Source organism: Ammoniphilus sp. CFH 90114 (genome assembly GCF_004123195.1).
Lineage (GTDB): Bacteria > Bacillota > Bacilli > Aneurinibacillales > RAOX-1 > YIM-78166.
On sequence record NZ_SDLI01000001.1, the window covers coordinates 672,222 to 688,175 of the forward strand.

Here is a 15,954-nt window from a genome sequence, read left to right on the forward strand (position 1 = left end):
CGCTGAATAATATAATACCTATAATGATCACGCCGAATGAACCGAGAAGGATATTCACTACAGAATTATTTACGGAATCTTTAAAGGATTGTACTGGAGAATGGGAGAGAGAGCCACATTCCTTGCACACTCCTGAAGATGACGAGGTAGATGTGTTACAAACTATGCATTTCATGTATTTCACCCTTTAATTATAAATGTTTCATAAACCTATTTCATTTTAATAAAGTAGAAATAAGAATGCAAATGAAAATCCTGCTAATCACAACGTTTTTATATTGACAAACGAAGAGGAAATGTTAATATTTTAATTAAATATTTATAACCGACTGATTTAAAGAGAAATTTAATTAAGCGGATATCACTTTAGCGTTCTGTAACAATCTTTGAGACAGAGTGAAGGAGTGAAGAGAAGCTATAAATTTTGCTAAAGATAGATCGGTATGTTTCTCCTTTTTATCATGGCGAATGGGGACACATGCCGATTCTTTTGTTTAGTATTCGTTTTTGTCAGCATCTTAAGAAGCTAAGTACCAGAGGTGATAAATGATGAATAAGCCAATGTCTAAAGGAGAAATGGAAAATCAATTAAGTCGGGCCTTGACCCAATGGGAGAAGGAATACCTAGGCCGAGGATCTGTATTGGTTAAGGCTGACATTGTTCGTAATATGATCATCGTATTGCTTAAGGGAATCTTGACCCCAGCCGAGCAGAATTTAGCCAAGACCCAAGAAGGCTTACTATCTATTAAGAAGATTAGGGCTGATCTTGTGGAATCAGGATTAGATCAGCTAGGTGAGATTATTGAGCACACAACCAATGAAAAAATGATGAGTTTCCATACTGACATCAGTACTCGTACAGGAGAACGCATCATGGTATTCATGATGGAAGAAAATCTTGAGAAAAAGTTACAAGGGTAGACTTTCAAAAAACCTCTAGGTCCGTTGAAAGTAAACCGGCATTGAACTAGAAATTCAGTGATTCGAATGGAATCGGCTGATATTTTTAGAGCTTGCCGGTTTTTTTTATGCTAAATATCCCGTCAGGAGTGATGAACATGTTGGAAATTGTCTTACAGAATTTGATATCCCCCGTAATTTTATTTTTTGTTCTAGGTTTGTTTGCTTGCTTCGTAAAATCCGATTTAAAATTTCCGACTGGGCTCAGTGAATTCCTTAGTATCTACTTGCTTATCGCTATCGGGTTAAAGGGTGGGATTGAGCTTTCTGAACATAACCTTATAACATTAATTAAGCCCTTGATTGGTGCCCTCTTTCTCGGTGTGCTCATACCTGTTATTATGTTTTTCATTTGCCGATGGGTGGGGCTAGATGTGAAGAACTCTATTGGGCTGGCAGCAACGTATGGTTCTGTGAGTATTGTAACTTACGGAGCCGCCATTTCGTTCTTGAGTCACTCTAACGTATCATTTGAGAGCTATATGAATGCTATGGTCGTTATAATGGAGAGTCCTGCTATCCTAGTATCTCTTCTTATGCTGAAGTCCATCGAAGCTAAACAATCGACACCAGGTATTCGTCAAGGTTCATTAGGGATTACGGCAGGGCGGCCCTTGTTAGTGAGATGGATTGAGCCAGAGGTAGTTAGGGAGAGTCTATTTGGAAAGAGTGTGCTACTGCTTGTGGGAAGTCTTCTCGTTGGATTCGTCGTTGGTCAGGAGGCCATTCCGGTAGTAAAACCGTTATTTATAGATTTATACAATAGCTTTCTTATTTTGTTCTTACTAAACATGGGGCTCGTAGCTGGACAGAGACTCTCAGATGTTCGCCGACACGGAATTGGTTTATTGGCTCTTGCGGTGTTAATGCCTATTACGTTTGGGATGCTTGGGGTCGTTATTGGAAGTTTGGCTGGTTTGTCTCAAGGTGGCGTTACTCTTATGGGGGTATTGGCTGCAAGTTCTTCTTATATCGCTGCCCCAGCAGCATTAAGGACATCAGTTCCCGATGCGAATCCATCGATTTATCTGGGTTTATCATTAGGGATTACCTTCCCATTCAATCTGACACTCGGTATTCCACTCTACTATATTATGGCGGAATGGATTGTTAAATTGTAGATACGTGTAAATGAAAAAGGTAACTAACCATGCACTCTTGTCTATCCTTTTCAAAGAAAAGATTCATATATTATTAGGGTGGAGAGGAGGGAAGTTTGGTTGGATGAAATTAGTTCGGAATATATGGCAACTTTGGTAGGTAAACGGATAAAGCTTGAGGTAAGTGGTTCGAGTATTACCGGAATAGTGCTATCAGTCCAAGGCGGACAAGTGATGATTAAGGTGCTGTCTAAAAAACGTCAGTCAAGAGAAGTAGTGGTTTCTGTTGATGAGATTGATGCGCTTATTATTTACTCAAAATCTAAGAAAGTGGGTTACTAAAAAGAAGAGTCTTGCTTGCGAGACTCTTCTTCTTATGATTTTCTTGAATATAACATTTACATTATGATATATACTACTAAAAAGATAATAAGGGGAGGTTAAGGAATGCGAAAGGTGTTCAGACGGTTTCGCTTCTTATTGAATCTTCGGAAATCGATACCATTTCTATTTGCTTTCTTTCGATCTGGTCAGGTTTCTATAGCGTATAAGTTGCTATCAGGATTACTCGTAGTAGGATATTTAGTATTCCCCTTTGATTTAATACCCGATTTCTTAGTGTTTTTTGGAATATTAGATGATATAACTCTGCTAGCTTGGATTCTTCAAACCATTGTGAAATGGGCGCCAGAATCCTTAAAGGAAAAGTATGAGGTCTTGGATTAAGGGTTTGGTCCTTTACTCACCCAAAAGGTGATCTGCGTTTCCTTTTCGACTTTACTTCCTGCAGGGATATCTTGTTTAAATACCTCCCCCTGCTGTCGCTCATTTACTTCTAGAAAAAATTGATAGTGCAGCCCGTGTTCTAGTGAGAGCTTTTCTGCGTCTTCTTTAGTTAGTCCTATAAGATTAGGCACATCTAGAGTCACTCCGTCACCTGCAGGTGGACTAGCCTTCTCAGGCTCCCCGTCGGCTACCGCTACTGGGGGTGTGACCTTCTCAGCAGGCTCTTCTACTGTCACGGGTGGTTCCAGAATTGAGGCTTCCTCTGTCTTCCAGTAAGATTTGCCCCATACGGCGACGAGTACAATGATAAGGAGAAATACTAATATAGAAGTTTTGGGTCTCTTAAGTAACCGTTGTTGTAAATCCTTCTTTGGAGCTTGTGGTTCTGTGGGAATTCTATCTATATGGTTATCTGCGATTAAGGGCCCTTGAAGCAAACTGCTCAATTCCAGAATAATAGAGGAAATGGAATCTTGACCATTGTAGGCTCGGCGGATGATCCGAAGGATGGCTCCTTTTTCTACGGGCGTTAGTTGGTTCAGATTTCCGCGGATTACGTCCTCTAATTTTTCATAGCAGTCAGGGATCGTAGGGGACTTGGTTAACAATTGATAAAGCAAATGGACTAAACCCAAGACACCCCGGTGGTGGCGTTCCCCTTCAGTCCAGTAGTTAATGACCATGACCTGGTTCCGATAGATCCATAAATTATCCGCTGTAATGGAATATCCTCGTATACGTTCTTCTAGAGCATCTTGGACAGCCTTTCCAACTTGAATAACCAGCTCAATGCTCTTTTTATAAGAGAGATTAAAATTTTCTTGCTGCATGAACTGTGACAAGGGAACCCCTTCTCGCTTTTCCATAACGGCGAAAGCCCCTTCTGAGGAGCCCATGTCGAGGATATGAAAAAAGTGAGGATGAGCAAAATGTGACACACCTGCCATCATGCGCATATATTCTTCGTCTGTTGTTGTAGTCTTTTTGTCCATCAGATAAAGAAAAACTTGGCGCTTTAATGATACATCTGTACCCAGAAAAAGGCTTCCTGTCGGCGAGGAGAATAGCTCCTCTCCAAATTGATATCTTTCATCTATGGGGATCATACGCCAGCCCTCCTTACTAATAACCTTATTAAGCATTCGAAACGAGAATAGAACTTGAGGGGGGAATCACAAAGCCTAACACGTCTATAATTAGCCATTCAGTCTTGAATTCCTGCTTTTGTTTGATCTCGCACTGTATGGAAAAGCCGGAGTTGTGCTTGATCGAGTGAATCAGGATTTAGTCACTTTATAAAAGTAAATATTCCTGTTATTTTCAGCCGAAAAAGAAAATAACAGGAAAAGGGTTCTCTTATTCTACCCAAACAGGTACCACTTGCATCGCTTTCCAGAAGTCGCTGTATTCAAAGCTTCCATAATAGGTCTGCGGTTGGTGGAATGAGGCACGAGAGGCACCAGACCACATTGCGAAGGGAATATTCATGAAGCCGACTTGCAGCTTTCCTATTTTTTGATCCTCCTTGAGCTCTCTTCCAGGCAGAAGTGTCCCTTCAATGGCCCATTGTACCGGAGGAAATCCCTGACCAAAAGGTTCAAGCTTAGCCAGAACTTCGAAGAATCGATCCATCTGCGGCAGCTCGTCTATGCTAAGTAAACCATCCCAGCGGTGAATTTTCACCCAGGTTTCAGGAGGGTATGTAGCTAGTTCTTCGTCCAAGGCACGGAAAAAAGGTTCGACCATGGATTCGTCTTCAAATGTAAGACCTGCAGCTGCCGCATGTCCTCCCCACTTATTACCTAGAAGATGCTGATACTTCTCCATAAGTTGAAAGAGGTGTACGCCCTCAATAGAGCGAGCAGAGCCCTTTACTTTCCCCTCATGCTTAGACAAACAGAACGTGGGTTTATAAAAGCGTTCAACAATCTTGGATGCGGCTATGCCCACTACTCCCTCATGAAACGTCTCATCCATAACAGCTAGAACATACCGGTAAGGAGAATTCTCAGCCTGTTTCATTCCTACTTCAACAACATGTTCCTGCGCTGCTTTTCTTTCTGTATTTCTTCTTTCTAATTCAGCTAGTATATGTTCACAGTAAGCGGCATCTTGAGAAAGTAGCAAGTTAACTACCGGGTCGGCATCTTTCATTCTCCCTGCGGCGTTAATGCGAGGGCCAATAGAAAAGCCTAGAGTTTTTGTATTCACTTGCTTCCAGCCAAATTTTTCTTTCATCAGACGGAAAGCCAAACGTTGACCACTTCGGATCTTATCCATTCCTAAACGCACATAGACTCGATTATCTCCTCTTAACGGCATGATGTCGCAAACCGTTCCAACAGCCACAAGGTCTAAGAGGTCCTCTGAAACCCATGTAGGAGGCTTCTTGCCCTGGCACTCCCAGATGGCCTTCATAAATTGATATGCAACCGTGCAACCGCAAATTCCATGATCAGGATAGTCCGTAATCATAGGATGAATTACCGTATAAGCATGTTCAGGGAATGATTGCTTAGGCTCGTGGTGGTCTGTAACGATTGTATCAATGCCTAACTCTCTTAGGACTTTTATTTGAGCATCACTTGATACGCCACAGTCGACGGTAATAACTAATTGAGGTTTCTTCTCAAGCAGACGAGGCAAGTTATGATCATTCAAACCATACCCCTCTGTAAAACGGTCTGGAATAAGATATTCCACTTCAAAACCATAATGCTTCTGCAATGTGCTTAAGACGGTCATAATCACTGTTGCTGCTGTGGTTCCATCTGCATCATAGTCGCCAACGATAACGATTTTTTCTTTATTTAAGAATGCTTTCTTTAGACGATCTACTCCCTTATATATCGCAGGTCCAAAAGCAATACTTGGAGTAGTTTGTTCAAGTTTGCCATGAAAGAAGTGCTCCAACTCCTGTATAGTCATGATTCCTCTACGATGGAGGATCGGGCCAAACAGCTGCGGAATATTATTTTCCTTTAACCATTGCTGCATGGGTACGGGTACATGAACCGGTTCATATGGCTTCCAAATCATAGATGATACTCCTCAGTAGATTCTATGTATCTATTTTTTATTCAGTAGTTTTCATCTTACCATTCCTACTAAATAAATTGAACCTACCAAATATATGAGAATAGATAAGATGGATGAGGGGAGAATAGTTTTGACATGAAATGAAGGAGAGATCGTTAATGACTCATAATCCAAGGGATGTAAGACAACTCGAGCAAGAAGCCAGCGAGCAGGAGATAAGTGATCGTCAAGCTCGCCTAGAGGTAGAGCAGGCTCTAAATCACTCAATCCCACAGAGGCGTTATCAACAGGAGCACACACAACAAAATATTTCAAATTTGACCCCCAGAAAATAAAGGAACTCATCGAAACCTGTCGATAGATGTCAAATAGAAAAACATGGCAGGAGGCAGGAGTATGGTAAAGAGAATGGGGAAAATTGCGTTAACCACGGCTATAATGACAGGATGGTTGACTACAGTCAGCTATCCTACTTATGCTGAAATTGCACCCAATATGAAAGTTACATCTCAAGGGACACAAATCACTTTAGGTTTTAAGCATTATCAGTCACTTGGTGCTGTAACATTGCATCTATTCCATTTAGCTAAAGCCGGGGATACACTTTGGAGTATCGCAAAAAAATACGGTTTAACTGTTGAAGAATTATCAAGGATAAACAAACTGGAGCCGACTAGGGTCTTGTTGGTTAACCAAAGAATTCTCATTCCGGTAAAAACTAAGGCAGAAGCAACGAAAACGGAAGAGAAGAGTGCAGTTCAGGTCTATATAGTGGTTGATGAATTGAAAAAGGAAAGCATCCAACTTAAATCATTAGACCATAAAGTGAAGCCAGGGGAAACTCTGTTTTCCATTTCTAAAAGGTATGGTGTTTCGCTAGAAGCGATGGCAAAACATAACCAAATCATTTTGCATCATCGGATTTCTTCTGGCACAACCTTGAAGGTCCCGCAACTAGTTGAATACAGTGTTAAATCGGGAGATACTCTCCATCAGATTGCACGAAAGCATAATCTAAGTGTGGACACCATTGCCCTACATAATAATTTAAAAGAACATCATTCTATAAAAGTCGGACAACGTTTAAAAATACCTCAATAATACATAATCAAGTCTACTTTCTGGAGGTGAGAGTGTGGAGAGTCATTATTTTCTGGCCCTACCAGTCCCAGCACCACTCACTCAGCCTTTAAATGAGTGGTTACTATCTAGACGTGCCGGTTTGCCCTTCAAGAACTGGGTCGCTCCAGAGGATTACCATATTACCCTTCATTTTTTAGGGAAGGCCAGCGTTGACCAACGAGCGCAAATTCATCATGATCTTCCAAGCGCTATAGAGAAAATACCTTGTTTTACACTTCAGGCTACTCACTTCGGTTTCTTTGGAGAGCAACAAGCCCCAAGAATTTTCTGGGTTGGTTTAGAACAAGAGGAAGAACTAAATCGTCTTCAAAAAGAATCGGGTGTTGTCTGCCAAAGAGCAGGATTTACCCTAGAGACGCGGCCCTATCGTCCACATATTACAGTTGCAAGAAGATGGCAGGGAACGTCTACTTTAATTCTTCCATTCTTTGATGAAGTAGGGAAACCATCGAATTGGACCTGGATAGCTGATCGAGTCGTCCTATATCAAACACATCTGGACCGAACTCCAAAGTATGAAGCAATTCAAAGCTATGGACTAAATAAGGTCAATCGATAATCGATTGACCTTATTGATTTATTGACGAATTATATTTAATAAAGTAAAAGAAAACCCAGAGCGTTGGGCCCTAGGTTTCCATTATCTAAGCTTCTAGTATAAACAATTCTTGGGTTAGTTCCTTTAGACGAGTATCAATCTCTTGTTTATTAGTTACCTTCATTCGAAGATCTAACAATTGGTCGATTTGCAGTCGAACCCAAGCAATTTGATCCTCGACTCCCCGCTCCTGAAAGAGACGAGTAAGTGCACCAATTGTATCTTTGTATTCAAAGATCAGCTTTGTTTTTTCTCCACGAATTTCCTGGATTTTTACAACGTTCCCATAGGCATAGTGATATTCCATGATGTGCTTGTGATAGAGGCGATGAACGAGAGCGTGACCTTTACATTCTTGAACAGCTTTGCGCATAGTATTGGCCAATTGAAGATCTTTCACAACAAAAGATCCTTCGAAGCAATAGTGAGGTCCTAAAGGATGAAAAACAAGAGGGATTTCGTTACCGTTATCAAAGAGGATCATCTCCGTGTCACCATTCTCAAAAACACGGATTTGTGTTGAAGTATGATGTGTTTCAAAAAGTTTAACAAACTCCTTTAACTGGTGGGGGCTAAGTTCCAACTTGACCTGTTTATACATGGTGGCTACTCGTTGAGCCATAAGAATTCGCTCCTATTTGTCCAATTTGTTATAGTCTTATTATACCTAAAATCTTCATTTAAATCATGTTACAAAAGCAGAGGAAATCGATTATATTTCAAATGAAAGCGTTTTTAACCAGTGATTTAGCCGGATAATCTTTGTATTTCTTTGTATTTCGCATGATTGCTCGACTTCTCGCTGAAACCTAGAAATCATATACTGGATAAATACACTTATTGAATTAATTCACTAATTTACAGTAATAAAATGCGATGGTATTATAAGTTCACAACATTTAGAAAATTATATTATTTATAATGCTGGGGGGAGTTTTAATGTCCTTCGTACACTTTGATGAGATTCTTGAACTTTGCTGTGAGGCCGCAGATTGGAGGAGAAAAGAGAATATAGATAGGATTGGCCGGAATGCCGTACTTGCTGTTACAGAACGTGGCGGGCTTAATCATCCAGTCGCTATGAAGAGGAAAAGAATAACCGTTTCCTCCAAGTCAAAGTCCAAGATTCCGCAATTCACATAAGGGATAGACCCAATTAAATTAAAAATAAAAAATAAGGAAGGACTCTTCTCATAACGGATAGAGTCCTCTTTCACTTTCAATTATTCCGGAGCCGTTTCTTGTTGCTTAGCTTTTTGCCCCGCATTTTTTAGTCCATTTGATTGCACTTGATCTTGGGGGAAATCGGGAACAATATCATTCTGATCAAGAGTTTGTGATGGCTTCTTTTGTTTTGGCATGTTCCACTCCCTCCTTTCTGTTTCTATCTTGTTCAGCTGAGGGGAAAAGTATCCACAACGACTACAGAGCTTCCATTCAGTACTAAATCCGTTATAATTGGTATAGGTTTTGTAAAAAAAGAGATAAAGAGGAGAGAGAAAATTAATGCAGGTTGCTGTAAATACGAGGGCTGTACCACAGCCTACCATGTACAGGATACTATTTGCCATTGGCTTCGTCCATTTACTCAATGATTCCATGCAGTCTGTCATTCCAGCGATATTTCCCATTTTAGAACAGTCGATGAAGCTTTCTTATGTGCAATTGGGATGGATTGCCTTTACCCTGAATATGACCTCTTCCGTCATCCAACCTATTGTTGGTTGGTTTACAGATAAGCAAGCAGCGCCATACATACTCCCCCTTGGGATGGGCTCTTCTCTATTAGGTATGTTAGGCTTGGCTCTAGCTCCCAATTTTGAGATGCTGTTGTTCTCGGTAATCTTTATTGGGCTTGGATCGGCAGCTTTTCATCCTGAAGGCTCACGCGTTGCCTATATGGCTGCAGGACCAAAAAGAGGATTAGCGCAATCGATCTACCAAGTTGGGGGAAATAGTGGTCAATCCCTTGCTCCACTTATGACTGTCCTTATTTTTGTTCCGTTAGGGCAATTTGGAGCGATCTGGTTTACCGGAGTAGCTGCTCTTGCTATTATCATCCTCATATATGTTTCTTTCTGGTATCGACAACAGTTAAGCTACTTTCCACGTACAAAAAAAGTAACAGTAAGTAAAGAAATCAATCCAGAACGAAAGAAAAAAATCATTTTTGCGATCTCCTTACTTATTTTTCTTGTTTTTGCACGAAGTTGGTACTCAACTGGAATATCGAACTATTATCAATTTTATCTTATTAACCATTATGGTTTGACCATTGAACAAGCACAGTATTATATCTTTGCTTTTTTAGCTTCAGGTGTATTGGGAACCTTTTTGGGCGGCCCGCTAGCTGATCGGTTTGGGAAAAGGAATATTATTATGTTCTCTATGCTGGGCTCTGCACCATTAGCATTACTGTTGCCACATGTCCCACAGTCTTGGATCTTTATTATTTTTATTCTTATGGGTTTCGTATTGTTATCTAGTTTTTCCGTTTCTGTGGTTTATGCCCAAGAACTCATGCCAGGAAGGGTTGGAATGGTTTCAGGTCTAATTGTAGGACTTGCATTTGGCATGGGAGCTTTAGGTTCAGTCATATTAGGAAAGATGGCTGATACTTATGGGCTTGTGTACGTTATGCTATTTTGTAGTTTTCTCCCCTTGGTTGGGGTTTCAACATTTTTGTTGCCTTCAGACGATAAGTTAAGGGAATGGCAAGAGTAAGTTAAAAAAAGCTCCTCATAATTTCCAAAGTAAAAGTCACATGTCAAGGACATCCTATTTATCGGGTGAGAATTTAGTATCCAAGGAGAACCCAACAATGGACTTGACAACAATGATGAACTTAAGGAGGTCAATGATGGGTATTTTAAGCGGAAATCCACAAAATGAGCCGATGCATTATGGTGAGGTTTTTGGAGTTTGGACTTATTTATCAGGTGCTAAGAGCTTGATTGCCGGCTATCAAACTTTTATCAATCATGCAGGTGATGATGACTTACGTAACTTCTTGCAAGATTCTATCCAGACAAAAAAGCAAGAGATTACCCAAGTTGAAAATTTGTTGAAGGCAAATGGGGTAGGACTCCCACCTGCTCCACCTGAACGCCCTAAGGCCGACTTAGAAAGCATCCCCGTTGGAGCTCGTTTTATGGATAATGAAATTGCTACCGCGGTCTCGCGAGATATCTCCATGGGACTAGTGGCTTGCAGTCAGATTATGGGTCAATCAGTGCGAGAAGATATCGCGGCCATGTTCGGTCAATTCCACGCAACAAAAGCACAGTATGGACTAAGATTATTAAGGATTATGAAGGAAAAGGGATGGCTTGTCCCTCCTCCATTGCACATGAACGCTCCTGAATTAGCTTATGTATAATCCTATATGGCCCTCGGTTTGAGGGCCATTTTCTTTTTTCAGTTATTTGAACTGGTCAGAATTACTTGATGTAGAGATCTCTTGTTGCGGAAATAATAGTGGATAAGGGGAACTAGTCTTTTTACAAAAAAGGAGGGGTAGGATGCAAAAAAAGTGGCTTACTGCAATGGCTTCTATTTGCTGTGTAACCTTCCTATTTTCAGGGTGCGGATTTTATCAGACAGATCATACTCAGGAAAATACTCAAGGAACACGTAACCAAAGTAAGATAAGTCAAACCGACATTACCGATAAGAATAGAAATGAATGGACCAGAACGGGGGGAGATCGCTGGAACAGAGCACCTTACGCTGTGGAAGGCAGAGGGGAAACCTTCAAGAGAGCCTCTTCTGTGAATCAACGTGAAGATGTTTTGTGGGGAGACCGCACGAATTACAGTACGACAAACCAGAGCCAGACAATGTCAAACCGTAACTTGAGTGAAGACATCACGGATGAGGTACGCGGTTGGGGGAATCCTCATTATGCCCGTTACCAAAGAAATAATGAGCCGAATACAAATATATGGGGGCCACAAAGAGGGGCCATTGTACCAGAATGGACGCCGGAAGGACAGGTCTACAAGATTAAAAAGTCTGCTCCGTATATGGAAAGAAAGCAAACAAGAGAGGACAATAGGATCCCAATGGGATCAAGGTAGTCGTCGTGATAGAGAGGGTATACAAAAGGATTTGTATACCCTCTCTTCATGCTTTTAGTTATTTAGTCTCTTCTGAAGAAACGTGGATTCCGTTCTGAATAAAAAGGGCGGCCGTAACTCCAACACCTTTTTTCTTTGAATTAGAGTATGTTCCATCATATATCATATGACTTCCGCAGGACGGGCTTCTTTCCTTAAGGACGGCTTCCGTTGCTCCGACAGTCTGAGCGATTCGTAAAGCTTGACGAGCACCATCTATAAATTGACTAGTTACATCATTTCCTTGATTGTCTATCACTTTTGCTGTTCCATTAAGCACATCAAACCCATCTCCACCAACAATTTCAGCGGGGTTTCTTGGTGTGGGGAGTCCGCCTAGTTGCTCTGGACATACGGGAAGAGCAGTTCCTTCTCGAACAAGTTGCTCAATATCCATTATCAGGTTCGACTTTTTGTCATAGCGGCACTCACATCCCATTAAACAGGCGCTTACTACTCTCATATTCCGATCCCCCCTTAATATTTCCCTATTTTATCATAAATGCTTTAATTTATGGAAGAAGTGGATAAAATGGTTATTAATAATCTAATACAAGGAGTTAATTGGAGATGAGTTTGATTATTAGAGTGCCAATGATCGGGATATTTTTGATATTCATCCTTACTGGCTGCAGTTCAATAAAACAAGAAGAAGAATCTATCCCTGTGTCTGAAATTGTATCAGCACGAACTGTTAATATAGTGAATGGTAAAGGAGAAAAGATAGGAAAAGCCGTGCTTACGGAAGAGAAGAGTGGAGTACGTTTACATATGCAAGTTTCCGGATTAAAGCCTGGAAGTCATGGGTTTCATATTCACGAAAAAGAGTTTATGGGTACCGACTTTCAAACCGCAGGCTCGCACTTTAATCCTACAGGTAAAGAACATGGTCATCTAAATCCAAAAGGATCACATATGGGGGATATGAAGAACTTAATGGTAAAGGCTAATGGTGAGGCCAAACAGACAGAATTTTTAAAAGGTGCTACCTTAAGCAAGGGAGATGCGCAATCCTTATTAGGTAGATCGATTATAATCCATGAAGGAACAGATGATTATTCGACTGATCCGACAGGAAACTCAGGAGATCGCATAGCAGGGGGCGTCATTCCTAAGTAAAGTATCGCGGGTGTTATAAAAAAAGCTGCTGAGTAATATAAACTGTACCCTATAGAGTAGACACGTAAAAAAAGTCTACCTGTAGGGTGCTTTTTTGTATAATTAAAAAATACAACGAGATAAACACACCATGGGATTGGAGAAAAGGAAAATGAGTAAAAAGATATTTACAGAGAAGGAGATTAAGGTACTCTCTGCTAACCCTTATGTTAAATCAGTGAGTTCAAAAGGAATTACCTATACGAATGAATTTAAGCAACTTTTTATTGTGGAAAATGAAAAGGGAAAGTTACCAAGGGAAATATTTGAAGAGTATGGATTCGATATAGAGGTGATTGGTTTAAAGCGGGTTCAATCGTCAGGTAAGAGGTGGCGTGCTGCTTACCGAGAAAATGGAGAAGCTGGGTTATGCGATACCAGAGCAGGAAACTCAGGAAGGGCAAGAGAAAGAGAGCTTACTTTAGAAGAGAAGAATGCTCGCTTAGAAGCTCAGATTGCCTTACTAAAGGCTGAAAATGAACTGCTAAAAAAGATTCGTTTGGTAGAAAGGAGGCTGAAGAAGTAGTCCTTCCTCCTAGCCAGAAATATATCCTTATTCATTCCGTGATTGAAAAATATCAACTAAAAGACATGGTGAAGCACCTTTGTGAAGTAACAGGTGTTTCAAGAAGTGGTTATTATAATTACTTCTCGTTAAAATCACAGGATCGAAGAAAACAACAAGATGAAGAGGATGAGGTCGTTAAGGATGTCATCTTAAAAGCATTCCACTTTAAAGGTCGTAAGAAAGGGGCACGTCAAATTAAAATGACCTTGGCGGGTCAATTTAATGTTGTCCACAATTTGAAACGTATACGACGAATTATGAAGAAGTACAACATTGTTTGCCCTATTAGAAAGGCCAATCCTTATAGACGAATGATGAAAGCCACACAAGAACATCGTGTCATGCCCAACTTATTGAACCGAGATTTTAATCAAGGGGTTCCGGGAAAGGTTCTCTTAACGGATATTACGTACTTATTTTACGGCAAGGGTCAGAAGGCTTACCTATCCACGATTATTGATGGATCCACTGGTGAGGCCTTAGCTTATCATGTATCAGATCGCATGACCATGGACTTAGCAACAGAGACCCTTTTAAAGTTAAAGAAGAACAGAGGCTTTAAGAAAGCAAATGATGCCCTCATCCACTCCGATCAGGGAATTCATTACACTCATCCTGACTTTCAAAAGATAGTCAAGAAAATGGGATTACGCCAATCCATGTCAAGACGAGGAAACTGTTGGGATAACGCCCCTCAAGAATCTTTCTTTGGCCATCTTAAGGATGAAGCCTCTATTAAAGTATGTTCAAACCTTGATGAATTAAAAAAAGAGATTAAGCAACATATGACCTACCACAACCACTACAGATATCAATGGAATCGAAAAAAGATGACCCCTGTTCAATACAGAGACCATCTTCTTAAGACTGCCTAGGCTTTTTTTAAAATGTCCTTTACAAAGGGTACAGTTTAATATTCAGCAGCTCTTCTTTTTATTGTAAGAAATTAAGCAAGCATGTAAGAGTTACAAAGCTAATTAAGGTTGTTATTAGGGTGCTACTGGATACAAATTGTGGCTTAGTATTGAATTGTATGGCGTACATAGTAGTTGTAGCAGCCGAGGGCATAGCCGCAAGAGTAATTAATACTTTTTGCAGGATCGGATCAAGAGGAAACCATAAGCAAATGAAATAGGCAATAATGGGTGATGCGATGAGGCGAATCACAGTAGCTAAACTTAATCCTTTCCATTCTAACTGATGGGTGGATACATTAGCTAATTGCATACCCAAGATAATCATGACGATGGGTATGGCCGCTTGGGCAACCATATCAATAGCTTGATAAAAGTTTTCAGGAACAATAATCCCCCATTTTTGGAGTAAAACCGCCACTATGACTGCGTAATTAGATGGCATCTGTAATACAGTTTTTATGGCTAGTCTGGCACCGTTTTGCCCTCGGGAAGCAAAATAGACGCCAAAAATACTCATGATGATCGAATGAAACACCATAATGGAAACAGCATAGCTGAAGCCTACAGGTCCAAATGCAAATAAGATGATGGGTGCACCATAGTTTCCGCTGTTCATGAAGGCTGTGGAAAGCATCAAGGCACTCTCTTGCTCCTTATCGTAACGAAAACATTTTGCTGTAATCACAGTAAGGATGATAAGTCCAAAGAGTAGTAGTAAGGAAATAACAACAATATAAAAGAGCTGTACGTCTAAAGGAGTTGTGTAGAAGGTACGGAAAACTAAAGCAGGTGATAAAATATAAATGGCAACCGTTGAAATTGGTTTTAGGTCAAGCTTGTAGATCCGTTGTATGATATATCCGCTTAAGAATATAAGGAGAACTGGAAGGATAACATTAACAAAAATCACGTTCAGACACCTACTTTCTATTGTCTATATAATAGAACGAATTAATAGATAAAACAATCACAGGAAGAGGGCAATCATTGTTTTTCTCTAATTTTTTGTATAGAGAGCTATTTTCGTAAGGGAATTGTCACAAAAAGTCTATAACTCTCTTACTCATTTTGATCGGATACTGCATAAGATAAAGAAAACCCCATCCTTTAGGATGATGACATAGATATAGGCTGCTCCAATGGAGCAGCCTTCTATTGTAAGTTACAGTATGTACATAAAAAAAGAGACGGTACCTCACTCAGTACCGTCTGGATTTTGGAAAAAAGGAGGTGTTAAGGCTATTGCAGGGTATATTGCCCTTCCCCTCCAGCTTACTCACTGGATTACTGTATTGTATTCCAATACATATCCATGCGATTGGATGTTTGTACAGGTAAACCATAAATAGGTTCAAGAAGCTTACCGCTAGTCAATATTAACGTAAGGCGATAAATTGCTTACTTTTCGTCCGGGCTACACGCTGTATAGTATTTTTTTTAGGGTTTACATCATGTTCTTCATTGTAGCAATCCATGCAAAGCCCTGACTTTTCACGCGCTTCATATTCAGTCAATTTCACTCCACATTGTTTGCATGTTCTTTCAGATAGGGTAATGTTCATAA

The 15,954-nt window shown here is 40.3% G+C and carries 20 protein-coding genes; 12 read left to right on the forward strand and 8 right to left on the reverse strand.

Features of this window, described 5'->3' with window-relative positions; translation table 11 throughout:
- Positions 1-546 precede the first annotated feature (546 nt).
- The 4 genes from EIZ39_RS03520 (at position 547) to EIZ39_RS03535 (ending at position 2,789) form a co-directional block, all read left to right on the forward strand.
- Complete coding sequence (locus tag EIZ39_RS03520) at positions 547-924, forward strand: Na-translocating system protein MpsC family protein (RefSeq protein WP_129197459.1); 378 nt, start codon at positions 547-549, stop codon at positions 922-924.
- Between the two features lie 137 nt (positions 925-1,061).
- Positions 1,062-2,084: a sodium-dependent bicarbonate transport family permease gene (locus EIZ39_RS03525; protein WP_129197461.1), complete on the forward strand. Its 1,023-nt coding sequence runs from the start codon at positions 1,062-1,064 to the stop codon at positions 2,082-2,084.
- A 99-nt stretch (positions 2,085-2,183) separates the two neighbouring features.
- Positions 2,184-2,405 carry a hypothetical protein gene (locus tag EIZ39_RS03530; RefSeq protein WP_129197463.1) on the forward strand — a complete coding sequence of 74 codons (222 nt, stop codon included), beginning with the start codon at positions 2,184-2,186 and terminating at the stop codon, positions 2,403-2,405.
- A 105-nt stretch (positions 2,406-2,510) separates the two neighbouring features.
- A complete protein-coding gene (locus EIZ39_RS03535) occupies positions 2,511-2,789 on the forward strand; it encodes a YkvA family protein (protein ID WP_129197465.1) in 279 nt (92 codons plus the stop codon).
- On the opposite strand, the gene EIZ39_RS03540 is transcribed toward EIZ39_RS03535, so the two are convergent.
- The 3 genes from EIZ39_RS03540 to EIZ39_RS03550 form a co-directional block, all read right to left on the reverse strand.
- Positions 2,786-3,955, reverse strand: a complete 1,170-nt coding sequence (locus EIZ39_RS03540) for a PASTA domain-containing protein (RefSeq protein WP_164984876.1) — start codon at positions 3,953-3,955, stop codon at positions 2,786-2,788. The two genes, EIZ39_RS03535 and EIZ39_RS03540, sit on opposite strands and share 4 nt — an antisense overlap.
- Positions 3,956-4,205: 250 nt before the next feature.
- The gene (recJ, locus tag EIZ39_RS03545) at positions 4,206-5,888 is read right to left on the reverse strand and encodes a single-stranded-DNA-specific exonuclease RecJ (protein ID WP_129197469.1); all 1,683 of its coding nucleotides are present in this window, start codon (positions 5,886-5,888) and stop codon (positions 4,206-4,208) included.
- A 51-nt stretch (positions 5,889-5,939) separates the two neighbouring features.
- Positions 5,940-6,203 carry a hypothetical protein gene (locus tag EIZ39_RS03550; RefSeq protein ID WP_129197471.1) on the reverse strand — a complete coding sequence of 88 codons (264 nt, stop codon included), beginning with the start codon at positions 6,201-6,203 and terminating at the stop codon, positions 5,940-5,942.
- Between the two features lie 81 nt (positions 6,204-6,284).
- Between EIZ39_RS03550 and EIZ39_RS03555 the strand changes: the two genes are divergently transcribed.
- Positions 6,285-6,989 carry a LysM peptidoglycan-binding domain-containing protein gene (locus tag EIZ39_RS03555; RefSeq protein ID WP_164984877.1) on the forward strand — a complete coding sequence of 235 codons (705 nt, stop codon included), beginning with the start codon at positions 6,285-6,287 and terminating at the stop codon, positions 6,987-6,989.
- A 34-nt stretch (positions 6,990-7,023) separates the two neighbouring features.
- On the forward strand, positions 7,024-7,590 hold the full coding sequence (gene thpR / locus EIZ39_RS03560) for an RNA 2',3'-cyclic phosphodiesterase (RefSeq protein WP_129197475.1): 567 nt from the start codon (positions 7,024-7,026) through the stop codon (positions 7,588-7,590).
- A gap of 85 nt (positions 7,591-7,675) precedes the next feature.
- On the opposite strand, the gene EIZ39_RS03565 is transcribed toward thpR, so the two are convergent.
- On the reverse strand, positions 7,676-8,251 hold the full coding sequence (locus tag EIZ39_RS03565; RefSeq protein ID WP_129197477.1) for a non-ribosomal peptide synthetase module: 576 nt from the start codon (positions 8,249-8,251) through the stop codon (positions 7,676-7,678).
- A 317-nt stretch (positions 8,252-8,568) separates the two neighbouring features.
- Here EIZ39_RS03565 and EIZ39_RS03570 point away from each other — a divergent pair, with 317 nt between their 5' ends.
- Positions 8,569-8,772, forward strand: coding sequence for a hypothetical protein (locus EIZ39_RS03570; protein ID WP_129197479.1), 204 nt, complete (start codon positions 8,569-8,571; stop codon positions 8,770-8,772).
- An 80-nt stretch (positions 8,773-8,852) separates the two neighbouring features.
- On the opposite strand, the gene EIZ39_RS26375 is transcribed toward EIZ39_RS03570, so the two are convergent.
- A complete protein-coding gene (locus EIZ39_RS26375; RefSeq protein ID WP_164984878.1) occupies positions 8,853-8,990 on the reverse strand; it encodes a hypothetical protein in 138 nt (45 codons plus the stop codon).
- A gap of 145 nt (positions 8,991-9,135) precedes the next feature.
- On the opposite strand from EIZ39_RS26375, the gene EIZ39_RS03575 reads away from it, so the two are divergent.
- From EIZ39_RS03575 to EIZ39_RS03585, 3 genes are all read left to right on the forward strand, one after another.
- Positions 9,136-10,353, forward strand: coding sequence for an MFS transporter (locus tag EIZ39_RS03575; protein WP_129197481.1), 1,218 nt, complete (start codon positions 9,136-9,138; stop codon positions 10,351-10,353).
- Between the two features lie 136 nt (positions 10,354-10,489).
- A complete protein-coding gene (locus EIZ39_RS03580; protein WP_129197944.1) occupies positions 10,490-11,008 on the forward strand; it encodes a DUF3231 family protein in 519 nt (172 codons plus the stop codon).
- Positions 11,009-11,150: 142 nt separating this feature from the next.
- Positions 11,151-11,708 (forward strand): hypothetical protein, encoded by a 558-nt coding sequence (locus EIZ39_RS03585; RefSeq protein WP_129197483.1) that lies wholly within the window; start codon positions 11,151-11,153, stop codon positions 11,706-11,708.
- Positions 11,709-11,766: 58 nt separating this feature from the next.
- Here the strand turns inward: EIZ39_RS03585 and EIZ39_RS03590 are convergent, their stop codons facing one another.
- The gene (locus EIZ39_RS03590; RefSeq protein WP_129197485.1) at positions 11,767-12,210 is read right to left on the reverse strand and encodes a 2-thiouracil desulfurase family protein; all 444 of its coding nucleotides are present in this window, start codon (positions 12,208-12,210) and stop codon (positions 11,767-11,769) included.
- A gap of 107 nt (positions 12,211-12,317) precedes the next feature.
- Between EIZ39_RS03590 and EIZ39_RS03595 the strand changes: the two genes are divergently transcribed.
- On the forward strand, positions 12,318-12,866 hold the full coding sequence (locus tag EIZ39_RS03595) for a superoxide dismutase family protein (RefSeq protein WP_240675680.1): 549 nt from the start codon (positions 12,318-12,320) through the stop codon (positions 12,864-12,866).
- A 151-nt stretch (positions 12,867-13,017) separates the two neighbouring features.
- Positions 13,018-14,348, forward strand: a protein-coding gene (locus EIZ39_RS03600) for an IS3 family transposase (protein WP_240675681.1) whose coding sequence is annotated in 2 segments (ribosomal slippage) — positions 13,018-13,390 and positions 13,390-14,348 — 1,332 coding nt in all. Because the reading frame shifts where the segments join, the coding sequence is not laid out codon by codon here.
- A gap of 58 nt (positions 14,349-14,406) precedes the next feature.
- Here the strand turns inward: EIZ39_RS03600 and EIZ39_RS03605 are convergent.
- Both EIZ39_RS03605 and EIZ39_RS03610 read right to left on the reverse strand, forming a co-directional pair.
- Entirely contained in the window at positions 14,407-15,300 is an 894-nt protein-coding gene (locus EIZ39_RS03605; protein WP_129197487.1) for an AEC family transporter, read from the reverse strand.
- Between the two features lie 466 nt (positions 15,301-15,766).
- Positions 15,767-15,952 carry a hypothetical protein gene (locus EIZ39_RS03610; protein ID WP_129197489.1) on the reverse strand — a complete coding sequence of 62 codons (186 nt, stop codon included), beginning with the start codon at positions 15,950-15,952 and terminating at the stop codon, positions 15,767-15,769.
- Positions 15,953-15,954 lie beyond the last annotated feature (2 nt).